The sequence below is a fragment of the Flavobacterium myungsuense genome, assembly GCF_042677265.1.
Taxonomy (GTDB): domain Bacteria; phylum Bacteroidota; class Bacteroidia; order Flavobacteriales; family Flavobacteriaceae; genus Flavobacterium; species Flavobacterium myungsuense.
In genome coordinates, this window is sequence record NZ_JBHTIZ010000024.1 from 1 (window position 1) to 14,752 (window position 14,752).

At 36.3% G+C, this 14,752-nt stretch carries 10 protein-coding genes; 9 read left to right on the top strand and 1 reads right to left on the bottom strand.

Annotated elements, in window-relative coordinates:
- Window positions 1–280: 280 nt before the first annotated feature.
- From ACFQ0S_RS09295 to ACFQ0S_RS09305, 3 genes are all read left to right on the top strand, one after another.
- Complete coding sequence (locus ACFQ0S_RS09295) at window positions 281–1,030, top strand: hypothetical protein (protein ID WP_379758461.1); 750 nt, start codon at window positions 281–283, stop codon at window positions 1,028–1,030.
- 417 nt (window positions 1,031–1,447) lie between these two features.
- Window positions 1,448–1,834: a (deoxy)nucleoside triphosphate pyrophosphohydrolase gene (locus ACFQ0S_RS09300; protein WP_379758464.1), complete on the top strand. Its 387-nt coding sequence runs from the start codon at window positions 1,448–1,450 to the stop codon at window positions 1,832–1,834.
- Window positions 1,831–4,971 (top strand): DEAD/DEAH box helicase, encoded by a 3,141-nt coding sequence (locus ACFQ0S_RS09305; RefSeq protein ID WP_379758467.1) that lies wholly within the window; start codon window positions 1,831–1,833, stop codon window positions 4,969–4,971. Before ACFQ0S_RS09300 ends, ACFQ0S_RS09305 begins: the two co-directional genes overlap by 4 nt.
- 58 nt (window positions 4,972–5,029) lie before the next feature.
- Here the strand turns inward: ACFQ0S_RS09305 and ACFQ0S_RS09310 are convergent, their stop codons facing one another.
- Complete coding sequence (locus tag ACFQ0S_RS09310; protein WP_379758470.1) at window positions 5,030–6,424, bottom strand: CotH kinase family protein; 1,395 nt, start codon at window positions 6,422–6,424, stop codon at window positions 5,030–5,032.
- Window positions 6,425–6,866: 442 nt separating this feature from the next.
- Between ACFQ0S_RS09310 and ACFQ0S_RS09315 the strand changes: the two genes are divergently transcribed.
- The 6 genes from ACFQ0S_RS09315 to ACFQ0S_RS09340 all read left to right on the top strand — a co-directional run bounded on the left by ACFQ0S_RS09315 (window position 6,867) and on the right by ACFQ0S_RS09340 (window position 14,732).
- A complete protein-coding gene (locus ACFQ0S_RS09315; protein WP_379758473.1) occupies window positions 6,867–8,324 on the top strand; it encodes an NCS1 family nucleobase:cation symporter-1 in 1,458 nt (485 codons plus the stop codon).
- A 40-nt stretch (window positions 8,325–8,364) separates the two neighbouring features.
- Window positions 8,365–9,747 carry a dihydropyrimidinase gene (hydA, locus tag ACFQ0S_RS09320; protein ID WP_379758476.1) on the top strand — a complete coding sequence of 461 codons (1,383 nt, stop codon included), beginning with the start codon at window positions 8,365–8,367 and terminating at the stop codon, window positions 9,745–9,747.
- Between the two features lie 87 nt (window positions 9,748–9,834).
- On the top strand, window positions 9,835–10,701 hold the full coding sequence (locus tag ACFQ0S_RS09325; RefSeq protein ID WP_379758479.1) for a nitrilase-related carbon-nitrogen hydrolase: 867 nt from the start codon (window positions 9,835–9,837) through the stop codon (window positions 10,699–10,701).
- A gap of 39 nt (window positions 10,702–10,740) precedes the next feature.
- Entirely contained in the window at window positions 10,741–12,126 is a 1,386-nt protein-coding gene (locus ACFQ0S_RS09330; protein WP_379758482.1) for an NAD(P)-dependent oxidoreductase, read from the top strand.
- Window positions 12,127–12,167: 41 nt separating this feature from the next.
- Window positions 12,168–13,436 (top strand): NAD-dependent dihydropyrimidine dehydrogenase subunit PreA, encoded by a 1,269-nt coding sequence (gene preA / locus ACFQ0S_RS09335; RefSeq protein WP_379758485.1) that lies wholly within the window; start codon window positions 12,168–12,170, stop codon window positions 13,434–13,436.
- Window positions 13,437–13,496: 60 nt separating this feature from the next.
- Window positions 13,497–14,732 (top strand): M20 family metallo-hydrolase, encoded by a 1,236-nt coding sequence (locus ACFQ0S_RS09340; protein WP_379758488.1) that lies wholly within the window; start codon window positions 13,497–13,499, stop codon window positions 14,730–14,732.
- Window positions 14,733–14,752 lie beyond the last annotated feature (20 nt).

Below are 14,752 nucleotides of genomic sequence, written 5' to 3' on the forward strand. Positions count from 1 at the left end.
GCTCACGTGAAGCATAAATCTCTTGTTGTTGGTGTTCCATATACACTGTTTTTGTGTATAGCTATTTTAGGACAAGACACTATATTTTGTCTTACTTTTTGATTTTAGCTCGTTTTTATATGGCTATTCTATTATTGTGTGTGGGAAACTTTATACCATTTTAGGAAACTTTGACTCTTTTCAGCACAATCATGAAAAAAAATATAGGACAGAGTTATTGTCTTTACGTTATAGTAGTAGGAAGCAATAGTTGCTTCAATTAATTCAAAAATTTTAAATTATGGCGAAAAATACTAGCCTATTTAAAGTAGAAGGAACATTAGACAATGTTACTTTTTACAAAAGTGCCGATGGACATTTTGTTCGCACTAAAGGAGGGGTTTCTAAATCCCGTATTTTAAATGACCCCGCGTTTGTAAGAACGCGAGAAAATGGGGCAGAATTTGGTCGGAGTGCCGGCGCAGGGAAGATGCTGCGGATGGCATCGGGGACTATGGTATTTAAAGCGAAAGACGCGAAGTTGTCGAGTAGGCTTGTACAGGTTATGTCTAAGATCAAAAACTTAGACACGGTTTCGGTTCGTGGCGAACGCAATGCGGCTGAAGGTTTGTTGACTGCTGAGGGGCAACAAGTGTTGCGAGGGTTTGATTTTAATAATCGCGCTCCTTTGCTGAGTGTTTTGTTTGCCCCTTTTAGTGTAGACAACAGCACGGGAGCCTTCGTTATTGCTGATTTTACCCCAAAGGAGCAATTGAACTATCCGCCGGGAGCGACCCATTTTAGTATGCGTAGCAGCTTTGTCGTTTTGGATTTTGCCAGTGGGGTTCGGGATGTTACTTACAGTACTCCTGTTAATTTGCCTATAACTATGGCTACCGCTACTGTGACCTTAACCCCTAGCGGGATTCCTCAGGGGAATGGTACTCAAATTCATTTTCTTTTGATTGAATTTTTTCAGGAAGTAAATGGAGCGCAGTACTCGCTGAAAGACGGTGCTTATAATGTGCTTAACATTTTGGATGTGGTGTAACATTACTTGAGCCGTTATTGACAACGCTATCTCATTATTATTATGGTAGCTGGAAATTCTCCTCGTTGTTCGTGCAACGGGGAGTTTTTTTTAATAAGCATTAGAAATGGCGGTGATTGCCGTGTAAAAGTGTTTCTTCTAGAAAGTGTATCCGAAGTCAGGAGACTTTGAAGAGCGGAGTTTATTAGGGGATTTAGGATTGGTAGATCACGGATTATAAATCCGCGATATCGGGGTTAGGATTGGTAGATCACGGATTATAAATCCGCGATATCGGGGTTAGGATTGGTAGATCACGGATTATAAATCCGCGATATCGGGGTAGCTATTACTGTGACCCTTTGTTGCTTTTTTTTAAAAGTAAAAAATTTTTTAATCAATCAAAAAATTATAATTAAGTTTATAAAAAATCAGAACATGGTTAACGTTACTTGTGCTTTAGTTTTTTTTGATAGTAAAATTTTAGTCACTCAACGAAGTGAGAAGATGAAATTGCCATTAAAATGGGAGTTTCCCGGCGGGAAATTAGAGGAAAATGAAAGTGAAATAGATTGTATCAAAAGAGAAATTAGAGAAGAATTAAATATAGAGATTGAAGTTTTGCATAAACTTTCAAACAGCATTTTTGATTATGGAACTTTTAAAATTAATTTAATTCCTTTTGTAGCAAATTATGTGTCGGGTGAAATTGTTTTGGCTGAACATAAAGCATATAAATTATTAGATAAATCAGAATTATTACATTTAGATTGGGCGGCGGCAGATATTCCAATTGTAGAAGAATTTTTAAAACTTGAATTATGAACCAAGGAATATATGAGGAATTAGTTACAAAAGTAATCAACTATAAATTAAACGAATTAAATAAAGATACTTTTCAAGTAAAGAAAACGCCAATAGACAAAGCTGAGGCGGCCCAGATATTATCTCAACATATTGGAAAAACAATACGACATGCATTCACCTTGATTAAAGGAGAAGATGTTTTAGAAACACAAATTGAAATAGCTAATAAAATCATTTTATTTTTAAAAGAAGAATTAAAAAAAGAAGAGTTTGAAGATGATTTAATTGAAACGGAAGGCAAAATATTAAAAGCCGTTTTCACCAAAATTGATGCTCACTTTACCGATTTGGATTTGCGTTTAAAAGAAATTACTCCTTACACAAGATTAATTCATAGCGAACTTTTTACAGGTGGAAACTCAGGTACAACACTCGAAAGCGAATTGAGAAAAGAGATTTTATCTTCTGATAAAATTGATTTGTTAGTTTCTTTTATCAAATGGAAAGGAATTCGAATTCTGGAACGTGAATTAAGAGAATTTACTGAAAGAGGTGGAAAATTAAGAGTAATTACAACTACTTATATTGGAGCGACCGATGCAAAAGCAGTTGAATTTTTAGCTTCTTTAGAAAACACAGAAGTCAAAGTTTCCTATAATACAGGTAATGAAAGATTACACGCAAAAGCCTATTTGTTTCAAAGAAATACTGGATTTCATACAGGATATATTGGTTCTTCTAATTTTTCTCGTTCAGCTTTAACCGATGGTTTAGAATGGAATTTGAAAATAACTACTAAAGAAGTTGGTCATATTATTGATAAATTTAAGAAAACATTTGAAGCATATTGGCAAAATCCAGAGTTTGAATTATATAATCAAAATATTCATTCCGTAAAATTAATAGAAGCTCTCAAACAAGGAAAATTTTCAAAGGAATATACGTTTACCACATCGTATTTTGATATTAAACCTTTTCATTATCAAAATGAAATAATTGAAAAATTAGAAGTTGAAAGAATAGTTCATAATAGATATCGAAATCTTTTAGTTGCTGCAACAGGAACCGGGAAAACAGTTATTTCTGCATTTGATTATAAGAATTTCAGAAGTAACAGTAAGTCATCAAAACTACTTTTTGTTGCTCATAGAAAAGAAATTTTGCAACAAGCAAAAGCAACTTTTCAAGGCGTTTTAAAAGATAATAATTTTGGAGATTTATGGGTTGATGGTTTAGAACCGAACTCTACTGAATATGTTTTTGCTTCGGTGCAAACCCTCAATAATAGGCTTAAAGAAATTAAACTTTCTCCTGAATATTACGATTTTATAATTATCGATGAAGTACATCATATTTCTGCATCAACCTATAGACCGATTTTAAATTATTTTAAACCTGTTGTTCTTTTAGGGTTAACTGCTACTCCAGAGCGAATGGATGGAGAAGATATTTTGGCGGATTTTTGTAATCGTATAGCTGCCGAAATTAGGTTGCCTGAAGCCTTGAATAAAAAATTATTAAGTCCATTTCAATATTTTGGAATTACTGATAGTATCGATTTAACCAATGTAAAATGGGAGAAAGGCAAGTATGTTGCTAGTGAATTGACAAGCTTATATACTAAAAATGATGTTCGTGTTGGTGAAATAATTACCAACCTCGATAAATATACTAATGACTTAAATGAAGTCCGAGCTATCGGTTTTTGTGTTACCATTGAGCATGCCACTTTCATGGCTGAAAAATTTAATTTAGCAGGTCTAAAAGCACAGTTTTTAACTGCTAAAAACTCAATCGAGCGAGATAGAATTAGAGAGCAATTCAAGAGAAAAGAATTCAATTATTTATTTGTTGTCGATATTTTTAATGAAGGTGTTGATATTCCTGAAATTGATACTGTTTTGTTTTTAAGACCTACAGAAAGTTTAACCGTTTTTCTTCAACAATTAGGACGTGGATTACGTCTAGCTGATGGTAAAGATTGTTTAACAGTACTCGATTTTGTTGGGAATTCAAGACCTGAATATGATTTTGAAAGTAAGTTTCGAGCATTAATTGGAAAAACAACAACATCGGTTCAAAAAGAAATAGAAGATGATTTTCCTCATTTGCCATTAGGTTGTTCCATTGTATTAGAGAAAAAAACAAAAGAAACAATTCTTGAAAACATTAAAAAAGCGACATCCCTAAATATTAATCAACTGATTACTAAGATCAGAAATTTTCAGCATCAAACGACTTTACCATTAACGCTAAATAATTTTATTGATTTGAATCATATTTCAATTGAAACGATTTATAAAAAAGGGACATGGTCAAGACTTTGTCAATTAGCGGGTGTTATTAATGATTTTGAAATTACCAATGAAAAACAAATTTTCTCTACAATAAGTAAAAAGTGGTTGTCAACAAATTCAACAAGTTATTTTAACTTTATTCTTAAAATCGCAAAACAAGGTTTCAATTTCAATCTAAATAAATTTGATGAAAATGAGAAAGCTATGTTGTTGATGTTGCATTATGATGTTTGGCAAAATCATGGTTTGTTTCAATCATTAGAAGAAAGTATTAAAACAATTGGTAAGAATAAAATTTTAGTTAATGAAATTATTGAAGTTTTAGAAATACTAATAGACAGGGTTGATTTTAAAGAAATTGAAATTCAATTGCCTTTTAAACAACCTCTAAAAGTTCATGCTCGATATACTAGAGACCAAATTTTAGCTGCTTTTGGATTAAGTACTTTCGAAAGGAAATCGCCTAGTAGAGAAGGCGTAGCGGAAAATATAGATTTAAACACAGAATTGCTTTTTATCAATCTTATTAAATCGGAGGAAAACTTTTCACCAACCACTATGTATGATGATTATGCAATTAGTGAAACCCTATTTCATTGGCAAAGTCAAAATTCATCAAGGCCAGATATAGGAAAGGGACTGTCATATATTAAGCATCAAGAAAATGCTAAAAAGATTTTACTTTTTGTTAGAGAAAAAGCAAGTGATGAAAAAGGAAACACGATGGGGTATGTTTTTATTGGCGAAGGAAACTTCAAAGAAAATGAAGGTGAAAAACCAATGAATATTAAATGGGAATTAAACGAGCCAATACCTAATTATCTTTGGGCAGCTTCTGCTAAAATGTCTGTTGGTTAATCAAAAAACCTCCAACACAAACGGTCAGAGGTTCATTTATAGTTGAAAAAGTTTTGTTTTACCAAGTAATACTCGCTGCTCGGCTCAAGAAATAATTAGCAGGGCCGTTGCTTCCACCTTGGTTGTTGCCTGTGGTAAGACGGTAATTTTGTTGGTTGCCCCAAGAAGCTGGTTTGTCTTCTATGCTCATGTCTTCGCCGGTGTCGTTAGGGACATAAGGGGCCATTTTGTTTTGCCAAACCTGTATGCGCTTCATGCTTTTTTCGGCAGTAAAAAGGTCGTTGGCGGGGTTTGCTAGTTCTTTTATGTAGCTTTTATATAGGTTTTGGTATTGGGTAATGGCAAGGATTTTATTTATTAGGGGGCGTTTACTAGAGCTTCCCCATTTAAGCGGGTCTTGTGTACCCGCGTTTTCCATGATTTGAGACGTGCCTAATGAGTTGTCATAATCTATAGGAATAAAGTACACTTTGCCATTAGGAGCAAAATACAAATAAAAGTTGTTGCCGTTCACCCAATAGTCGTCCCACATGCCCAGCATAACATTAGTAGCATAGGTTTTTAGAAAGAGCGGGATGTCCATTTTTTGGGCAATCCAAGTTTGAAAAGCACTACCGGTTTTGGTGTTGAGGTCGGTGATGAATTGTATCAGTTCGGCTTGAGCAGCAGGAAGTTCGTCTTTTCGGGTTTTTAAATCGTAGGCATAATAAACCGATAGTGCGGGGTCTATATTTACATCTTCAACCCCTATGCTTTGAGTAGAGGAAGTCTGTAGGGAAGCATTTGTGCCACCGCTCCAACCGCCTTTCCATAAAAATCCAGTTCCTGAACCCCATTGGTCTTTTCGTTTTTCTAGAAAATCCTCGTCTACGTTTTCTACCATGGCATAAACTCCGAAATAAGCAGGTTTAGCATCGCCCTTTATGGCAACGGTTACTCTGCCGTAAGAAGCTCTTGGGGCATTCCAGCAACCGTAACGGGTAAAGAGGTCATAGCTGTATATTTCGCGGCAATAATTAGCATCGTCCTTAAACCATTTTAGGTTCATTTTGTTGAGTCCTTTGAATCGTTGGTCTAATTTGTATTTAGAAAAGTCGAGGGCAAAATGCGCATGGTGCCAATCGGGATTGGTTGGATTGTGCAATTCTCCAATATTTCCTTCTGGACGGCGACGGCTCGTGTTGCCTCGCAATCGGAGTCCGATACTGTCTAGGGCTATAGTTGTTCCGTTTACGTCAAAAGTAAATTTAGAGACCACTTTTTTCTCATTACTAGGATTGAGATCATAGTTGGTTAGGAGTTTATTCCAGTCTTTAGTGTTGAATTCTAAAGTTATTTCAGGAATGTTATTGAGATTGAAAAGTGCTGGTTTATTGTCGGGTGTGGTATAGTTTTCAAGGATTCCGCAACTAGACAGAAAAAATATAATAAACAGCGGAAGAAGCTTTTTCATGTTGTATTTTTACCAAAGATAGAATTTTTAAGATAAAGCGAGAAAGTAGGATTTGTATATTTGAAATTGCCTATTTATAGCATTCTTTTTTTGAAGTGACTTGTATTGTGAACCGTTTTTAATTAAATTTTTCTTGTTCCCGATACGATTTTCTTCCCGAAGCTTCGGGATAAAACAGAACTGACGAAAGATTATAATTAAAAGTACCTAATTTATAGCACTCTTTTTTTTGTGAAGCCAATGAACTATTTGTCAATAAAACTTGCTTATATTGAAATTATTATTACATTTATGAAATATTTTTGTAAAATAATTATATAATTAATTAAATTTATACTAATTCACGATTTCAATTTACTTGATTTTACCCAAGAAGAAGCCTTGCAAGTTGCGGTTTTTGGCACTAAAAAAGAGCTTTTTTTGGATTAAATTCTTCTAACCTATGACAGACACACATTTAAACACAACGGATTCTTCGCTATATAGTAAAGACTTGGCTCCCATTACGGAATCCAATCGTACATGGAGCACTTGGAATTATGCCGCTTTGTGGATAAGCATGAGCTTGTGTATTCCTACCTATATGTTATCGAGTTCTTTAATAGAAGGCGGTATGAATTGGTGGCAAGCCATATTGACCATTTTTTTAGGCAATACCATTGTATTAATTCCTATGTTATTAAACGGTCACGCCGGAGCGAAATACGGCATTCCTTTTCCGGTTTTTGCTAGAGCGAGTTTTGGGACTAAAGGCGCAAATATACCAGCTTTGCTTAGAGCCATTGTGGCTTGCGGTTGGTTTGGGATTCAAACCTGGATAGGCGGATTTGCCATTTACCAAATGATGCGTTTGTGGATTCCAGCATTAGAAACTTTGCCTCAAATTTTCCCAGATTCTTTTGGTTTGCAAACAGGACCGGCGATTTGCTTTATCTTGTTTTGGTTTCTTAATATGTATGTGGTGTATTTAGGTGTTGATAGTATTAAAAAGTTATTGGTTTTTAAAGCCTTTTTTTTACCAATAGCAGCCTTAGCACTTTTAGCTTGGGCATTAGTAGCGGCTCATGGCTTGGGACCCATTTTAGCAACACCATCAAAATTTACAAATACCACTGATTTCTTTCACTTCTTTTTTCCTGCATTAACCGGAATGGTTGGTTTTTGGGCAACCTTATCGTTAAACATTCCTGATTTTACCCGCTATGCGACGTCTCAAAAAGCGCAAATACGAGGGCAAATTTATGGATTGCCAACTTCGATGACATTGTTTGCTTTTGTGGGAGTGGTAGTGACTTCGGCCACTACTATTGTTTTTGGAACCACGATTTGGGATCCAGTGATACTCGCAGGAAAGTTTGATAGTAAGTTATTAGTAAGCGTAGCTATGGTAGCTGTTGCCATATCTACATTGGCTACTAATATTGCGGCTAATATTGTGAGTCCGGCCAATGATTTTGCTCATTTTGCTCCTTCTAAAATCGATTTTAGAAAAGGCGGTTATATTACAGGTGTTATTGGTATTCTGATATTTCCTTGGAAATTGATAGCGGATCCTACCGGATATATTTTCACCTGGTTGGTTGGTTATTCTAGTTTATTAGGGCCCGTCGGAGGAATTATGATTGTCGATTATTATTTCATCAGAAAACAAACATTACTTTTAAATGACTTGTATGATACAAAAGGAATCTATAAATTTACTAACGGTTTCAATAGAAATGCTATTTATGCCTTATTAATAGGTATTTTACCAAATATACCTGGATTTTTAACAACAATTAAAGTAGTTGATTCGACTGTGTTTCCAGAATGGATTTCAGGTTTGTATCATTATGCATGGTTTGTGGGGTTTGGTATAAGTGGCATTGTTTATTGGATGTTAATGAAAAAAAATAATTGATTTTGATTGTTAAACATTCTAAAAATAATATAAGAAAAAAATGAGTATTTTAATTAAAAACGGAAGAATTATTACAGCAGCCGATGATTATCAGGCTGATATATTTATTGAAGGCGAGACTATTTCGGCTATTGGGAAAAACTTAAATGTTCAAGCAGACGAAATAATTGATGCTTCAGGGAGGTTGGTTATTCCTGGAGGAATTGACCCTCATGTGCATTTAGAAATGCCATTTATGGGAACCTATAGTAGTGATAACTATGAAACAGGAACTCGTGCGGCCTTGTTTGGAGGTACCACAACCGTAATCGATTTTGTTCTTCAAACTCAAGGTAAAAGTTTACAATCGGCATTGGATGAATGGAAAGGAAGAAGCAATAACAATACTTTAGGAGACTATAGTTTTCACATGGCCGTAACCGATTTTAATGAGAATACCAGAAAAGAAATACAGCATATGGTAGAAGTGGAAGGCATAACTTCCTTTAAAACGTTTATGGCTTACAAAGGTGCTTTAATGATTAATGACAGCCAAATGGTTGGGCTCATGGAAGAAGTTAAAAAGTATGGCGGACTAATAAATGTTCATGCAACCAATGGTGACATGATTGACTATTTAATAGCGAAGCACAAAGCAGAAGGCAAGCTTGAACCTTTATACCACTACCTATCACAACCCGAAGTTACCGAGGCAGAAGCCAGCGGTCGATTTGCCGATATGGCGAATTACACCGGTTGCCCAGGATATATTGTGCATTTAACGTGCGAAGGGGCGCTAAATGCTGTAAGAAATGCTACCAAACGAAACCAAAATGTTTTTGTAGAAACGTGTATTCAATATTTGATTTTAGATGCGAGTTTGTATGAACAAAATTTTGAAGGAGCAAAATGGGTGATGAGTCCACCGCTTCGGGAGAAGAAAGATCAAGAAACCCTATGGGCGGGATTAAATCAAGGTTCTGTAAAAGTGGTAGCTACCGATCATTGTCCGTTTATGTGGGAACAAAAACTAATGGGTAAGGACGATTTTTCTAAAATTCCAAACGGGCATCCTGCTATTGAAAACCGTATGGAATTGCTTTTTAGCGAAGGGGTAAACAAAGGAAAAATTACCTTAAACAAATATGTAGAAGTGGCTTGTACTAATGCTGCAAAAATATTTGGAATGTTTCCTAAAAAAGGAACCATTGCAATTGGTAGCGATGCCGATATTGTACTTCTAGATCCTAACGAAAAACATATCGTTTCGGCCAAAACGCACCACATGAATGTCGATTATAGCAGTTATGAAGGTTGGGAGCTTACTGGTAAAGTAAAAACGGTTTTGTTGAGAGGGAAAGTAGTTATAGACAATAATGAATGTAAAGTTTCTAAAGGATACGGGCAGTTTATAAAACGAAAAAAAGTACAAGGGAAAATATAATTTTCAATTGCAATATCAATGTCAAAAAAGCAACTTTTTAAAAAGCTTAAATACCCTTAATTTCTTAATGGTTTAAAAAATAAAAGTATGGCAAGAATAGTAAAATCAGGGCTTATTCAGTTAAGTTTAGCCAAAACAGAAGGCGAAGGCACGATTGCAGAAATCATGGAGGCGATGGTGCAAAAGCACATTCCTTATATTGAAGAAGCAGGTAGGCAAGGTGTTCAAATTCTGTGTTTTCAGGAGATATTCAATACGCCTTATTTTTGCCCAGGACAAGACAGTGCTTGGTATGCGTCAGCTGAATCGGTTCCGGGGCCTACGACAGAGCGCATGCAAGTCTATGCCAAGAAATATGACATGGTTATTGTGGTTCCCGTTTATGAAAAAGACCAAGCAGGTGTTTTATACAATACTGCGGCTGTTATAGATGCCGATGGAACGTATTTAGGCAAATACAGAAAAAATCATATTCCGCAAACAGGAGGTTTTTGGGAGAAATTTTTCTTTAAACCCGGTAATTTAGGATATCCTGTTTTTCAAACCAAATATGCTAAAGTAGGCGTTTACATTTGTTACGACCGCCATTTTCCTGATGGCGCAAGGTGTTTAGGATTAAACGGAGCTGAAATTGTTTACAATCCGTCAGCGACAACCGTTGGGCAATCGCAAAACTTATGGAAACTAGAACAACCCGCACACGCAGTGGCAAATGGTTATTTTATGGGATGCATCAATAGAGTTGGAATAGAAAAACCGTGGAATTTAGGTCGATTTTACGGAACCTCCTATTTTGTAAATCCATTAGGAGAGATCATCGCTTGTGCTTCTGAAGATAAAGATGAATTATTAGTAGCTGAATTTGACTTGGATTTAATTGAACAAATCAGAAGCAAATGGCAATTTTATCGTGATAGAAGACCAGAGACGTATGGTGAGATAACAGCACCATAAAACGAATAAAAATACTACCAAAAAATAAATTATAAAAATATGAGCATAAAGAACAATCGATTAACCACCGCAGCATACGAAGAAAATTTTGCAGATATTCATCCGCCTTTTGAAACTCCAGACGCCGCATTGGTTGAAGCCAACCGTTGTCTGTTTTGTTACGATCCGCCTTGTATGAAGTCGTGTCCAACGTCTATCAACGTTCCAAAATTTATTAAACAAATCGCAACTGAAAACATTAAAGGTTCAGCACATACCATTTTCTCTTCTAATATTATGGGGGCAGGATGTAGTAAAGTATGTCCCGTTGAAAAATTATGCGAAGGTGCTTGTGTTTATAATTTAATGCATGAAACGCCTATTCATATTGCCAAATTGCAACGCTATTCTACCGAAAAAGCGATGGAAAATAATTGGCAGTTATTTGAAAGAAAACCTTCTACAGGCAAACGAGTTGCTATAATTGGCGCAGGTCCCGCTGGATTGAGTTGTGCCCACACTTTGAGTAGAGAAGGTATTGATGTTACCATTTATGAAAAAGAAAGTAAAGGAGGAGGATTAATGACCTACGGAATTGCCGCCTATAAAGTTACCCCTGAATTTTGCGAAGATGAGGTAAATTACATTACTTCGATAGGAGGTATTGACATCAAATACAATCAAGAATTAGGTAAAAATGTTACTATTGAAGAGTTAAAGAAGAATTATGATGCTGTATATTTAGCATTTGGTGTTGGTTTAGCACGTCAATTAGATATTGCTGGCGAACATTTAGAAGGTGTTGAAGATGCTATCAAATTCATTTACGAATTACGAAACAACGATTATTCTAAAATTGCTGTTGGTGATAAAGTAGCAGTAATAGGGATGGGAATGACGGCTATTGATGCAGCCACACAAGCTAAAAGATTAGGCGCTTCTGATGTGACCTTAGTTTATAGAAGAACTCAGGACGAAATGCCTTGTACGGAGCATGAGTTGAATATTGCTAAATTAGATGGTTGTAAAATCATTTGGTTAGCAGCGCCAAAAGAAATTAAAGGCGATAACGGAAAAGTGTCACAATTGGTTTGCGACGTAATGAAATTGGGAGAACCTGACGAGAGTGGAAGAAGAAGCCCAGTAGTTTCAGGAGAAACATTTACATTAGAGGTAGATATGGTGATTAAAGCAGCTGGACAAATGCCATTTGAAACGTTAGTAAACGATAATTCTTTCCAAAACAACAAAGGAAAAGTTACGGTTACCGACAAAGCATTAACCAATCAAGAAGGCGTTTTTGCTGGTGGCGATTGTGTAAACGGAGGTAGAGAAGTAGTTGATGCGGTTCAGGCTGGGAAAGACGGAGCGGCAGCGATTGTAAAATACTTCTTTGGACCAGAATATATTTTAGATTGCGAACTAAAACCAACTTTCAACAATTAAAAAGTCAACTTCCGAAATTCTCGGAACTAAATAAAACTATTATGGCAGATATATCAACAGATTTTTTAGGCATAAAATCACCGAATCCTTTTTGGCTAGCCAGTGCACCACCAACAGACAAATTTATAAACGTTGTTCGTGCTTTTGAAGCAGGTTGGGGCGGTGTAGTATGGAAAACATTAGGGTCGCAAGTAAAAAATGTTTCCTCTCGTTATTCCTCAGTGAATTATGGAGGAAAAAGGATGATGGGATTCAATAATATTGAATTAATTAGTGACCGCCCATTAGACATTAATTTGAAAGAAATTTTAGAAGTCGTAAAAATGTTTCCTGACAGAGCGATGATTGTTTCGCTTATGGCTGATAACGACCGTAAATCGTGGCATGAATTAATTATGAAGTGCGAAGACGCAGGAGCAATGGGATTTGAACTGAACTTTGGTTGTCCGCACGGAATGACTGAAAGAGGAATGGGAGCAGCTGTAGGTCAAGATCCAGAAATCGCTAAAATGGTGGTGGAATGGGTTATGGAAAAAGCGACCATCCCAGTAATTACAAAACTAACACCCAATGTACACTCGGTTGTTCCAACCGCTAGAGCTGCAGTCGAAGGTGGCACGAATGCATTGAGTTTAATTAACACGATTCAGAGTGTAACAGGTGTCGATTTAGATACTTTAGTTCCGAATCCTTATGTTGCTGGTAAAAGTGTTTTTGGTGGTTATTGCGGTCCAGCGGTTAAACCAATAGCCTTAAAAATGTTAACGACTGTTGCTCAAGATCCAGTAGCTTCAAGAGTTCCGGTTTCTGGAATTGGAGGAGTAAGTACTTGGAAAGATGCTGTTGAGTTCATGTTATTAGGGGCTACTTCTGTGCAAGTATGTACTGCCGCCATGACCCATGGTTTTAGAATTGTAGAGGACATGTGCGAAGGATTAAACAACTGGATGGACGAAAAAGGCTATGAAAAAACAACTGACTTTATTGGAAAATCAGTTGAAAAAATTACGCATTGGGAAGATTTGGATATCAATTTCCATCACATAGCTAAAATCAATCAAGACAAATGCATTCATTGTGGGTTGTGTTATATTGCTTGCGAAGACACATCGCATCAATCTATTAATGTAGAAAGAGGCAATCCGTACAACAATTATACGATTAAAGAAGAGGAATGTGTGGGTTGTAATTTGTGTAAGTTAGTATGTCCTGTTGATGAATGTATTACTATGGAAGAACATCGTGTTGCACCGGAATATGTAAACTGGAAAGATTGGCAAGCACAGGGGTTGCCTTTGAACGATCATTAGAAATAATAAATTAACCCTGATAGGGTTTTAAACCCTATCAGGGTTCTTAATTAAAAATAAATGAAAATAAATTCTAGTCGTCTTCAAAGTCATTTCGAAGCCATGAGTCTAATAGGTAAAATAGGCGAAACGGGCACTTGTAGACCAGCTCACACTGAATTAGAAAAACAAGGTTTTGAACTCGCTGCATCATGGATGAAAGCCGCAGGAATGACTACTCACATTGATAATTTTGGAAATTTAATAGGAAGACTCGAAGGCAAAAATCCACAATTACCCGTTTTAATGATGGGTTCGCATCTCGATTCTCAACCGTATGGAGGACGATTTGATGGAGTAGCAGGAGTATTGTGCGCTATTGAAGTTGTTGCAACTTTAACCGAAAATAATATTGTTCCTGAACGTCCTATTGAAGTGATTTCCTTTGCCGATGAAGAAGGCTGGCGTTTTAATAAAGGATTGTTTGGTTCTCGCGGTATTTTAGGTAAACTAGAAGCCGGAGAATTAGAACGAGCCGACAAGGATGGAATTACTAGAGGGCAGGCGTTGACTGCTTTTGGTTGTGATATTACCCAATTTAAAGCATCAGAATACAAAGAAGGAAGTATTTTTTGCTTTTTGGAATTGCATATTGAGCAAGGGCCGGTTTTGGATTTGGCTCATAAACCTATTGGAGTGGTTTCAGGGATTTCTGGACCTATTTGGTGGACCGTTAAACTAAAAGGAATGGCGGGTCATACGGGTTCTGTGCCTATGCCTATTCGTAAAGATGCTCTAGTAGGTGCTGCCGAAATTATCGTTGCAGTAAACGAAATAGCCAATCAAATTCCAGGTGCTCCAACTGTTGGTTCTGTTGGGACTATCACTGTTTTTCCTGCTTCGCGAAATATTATACCAGAAGAAGTGGTTTTTACCATCGATTTACGGGATATTGATTTGGATAGAAGAAACCGTTATGAAAAACAATTGCGTGACCGTATTGAGGCTATTACTCAAAAGCATCAATTAACCTATTCCATTTCAGGAGACACTAAAAGCGACCCTCGTTATTGTGCTGATTGGATTAAAGAAATCATCCACAATGAATGTAAGGCATTAGAACTGGATGCTCCAGAGTTAATGAGCGGGCCTTTTCATGACGCTTTGGCTCTATCCTATGCTTGCGATTACGGAATGATTTTCGTGAGATGTAAAGATGGAATTAGTCACAATCCATTAGAATATTCTTCGAATGAGGATTTGAGTCTTGGAGCTAATGTTATGTTGGGGACAGTGGTTCAGATTTTGAAGAAGTAAATTTGCGGTAATACTTTTAA

Excerpts from the sequence above, each read along its gene's own strand:
- ACFQ0S_RS09340 (WP_379758488.1), top strand. The coding sequence starts at position 13,497 with ATGAAAATAAATTCTAGTCGTCTTCAAAGTCATTTCGAAGCCATGAGT.
- preA (WP_379758485.1), top strand. The coding sequence starts at position 12,168 with ATGGCAGATATATCAACAGATTTTTTAGGCATAAAATCACCGAATCCT.
- ACFQ0S_RS09315 (WP_379758473.1), top strand. The coding sequence starts at position 6,867 with ATGACAGACACACATTTAAACACAACGGATTCTTCGCTATATAGTAAA.
- ACFQ0S_RS09325 (WP_379758479.1), top strand. The coding sequence starts at position 9,835 with ATGGCAAGAATAGTAAAATCAGGGCTTATTCAGTTAAGTTTAGCCAAA.
- ACFQ0S_RS09330 (WP_379758482.1), top strand. The coding sequence starts at position 10,741 with ATGAGCATAAAGAACAATCGATTAACCACCGCAGCATACGAAGAAAAT.
- ACFQ0S_RS09295 (WP_379758461.1), top strand. The coding sequence starts at position 281 with ATGGCGAAAAATACTAGCCTATTTAAAGTAGAAGGAACATTAGACAAT.
- hydA (WP_379758476.1), top strand. The coding sequence starts at position 8,365 with ATGAGTATTTTAATTAAAAACGGAAGAATTATTACAGCAGCCGATGAT.
- ACFQ0S_RS09300 (WP_379758464.1), top strand. The coding sequence starts at position 1,448 with ATGGTTAACGTTACTTGTGCTTTAGTTTTTTTTGATAGTAAAATTTTA.
- ACFQ0S_RS09310 (WP_379758470.1), bottom strand. The coding sequence starts at position 6,424 with ATGAAAAAGCTTCTTCCGCTGTTTATTATATTTTTTCTGTCTAGTTGC.
- ACFQ0S_RS09305 (WP_379758467.1), top strand. The coding sequence starts at position 1,831 with ATGAACCAAGGAATATATGAGGAATTAGTTACAAAAGTAATCAACTAT.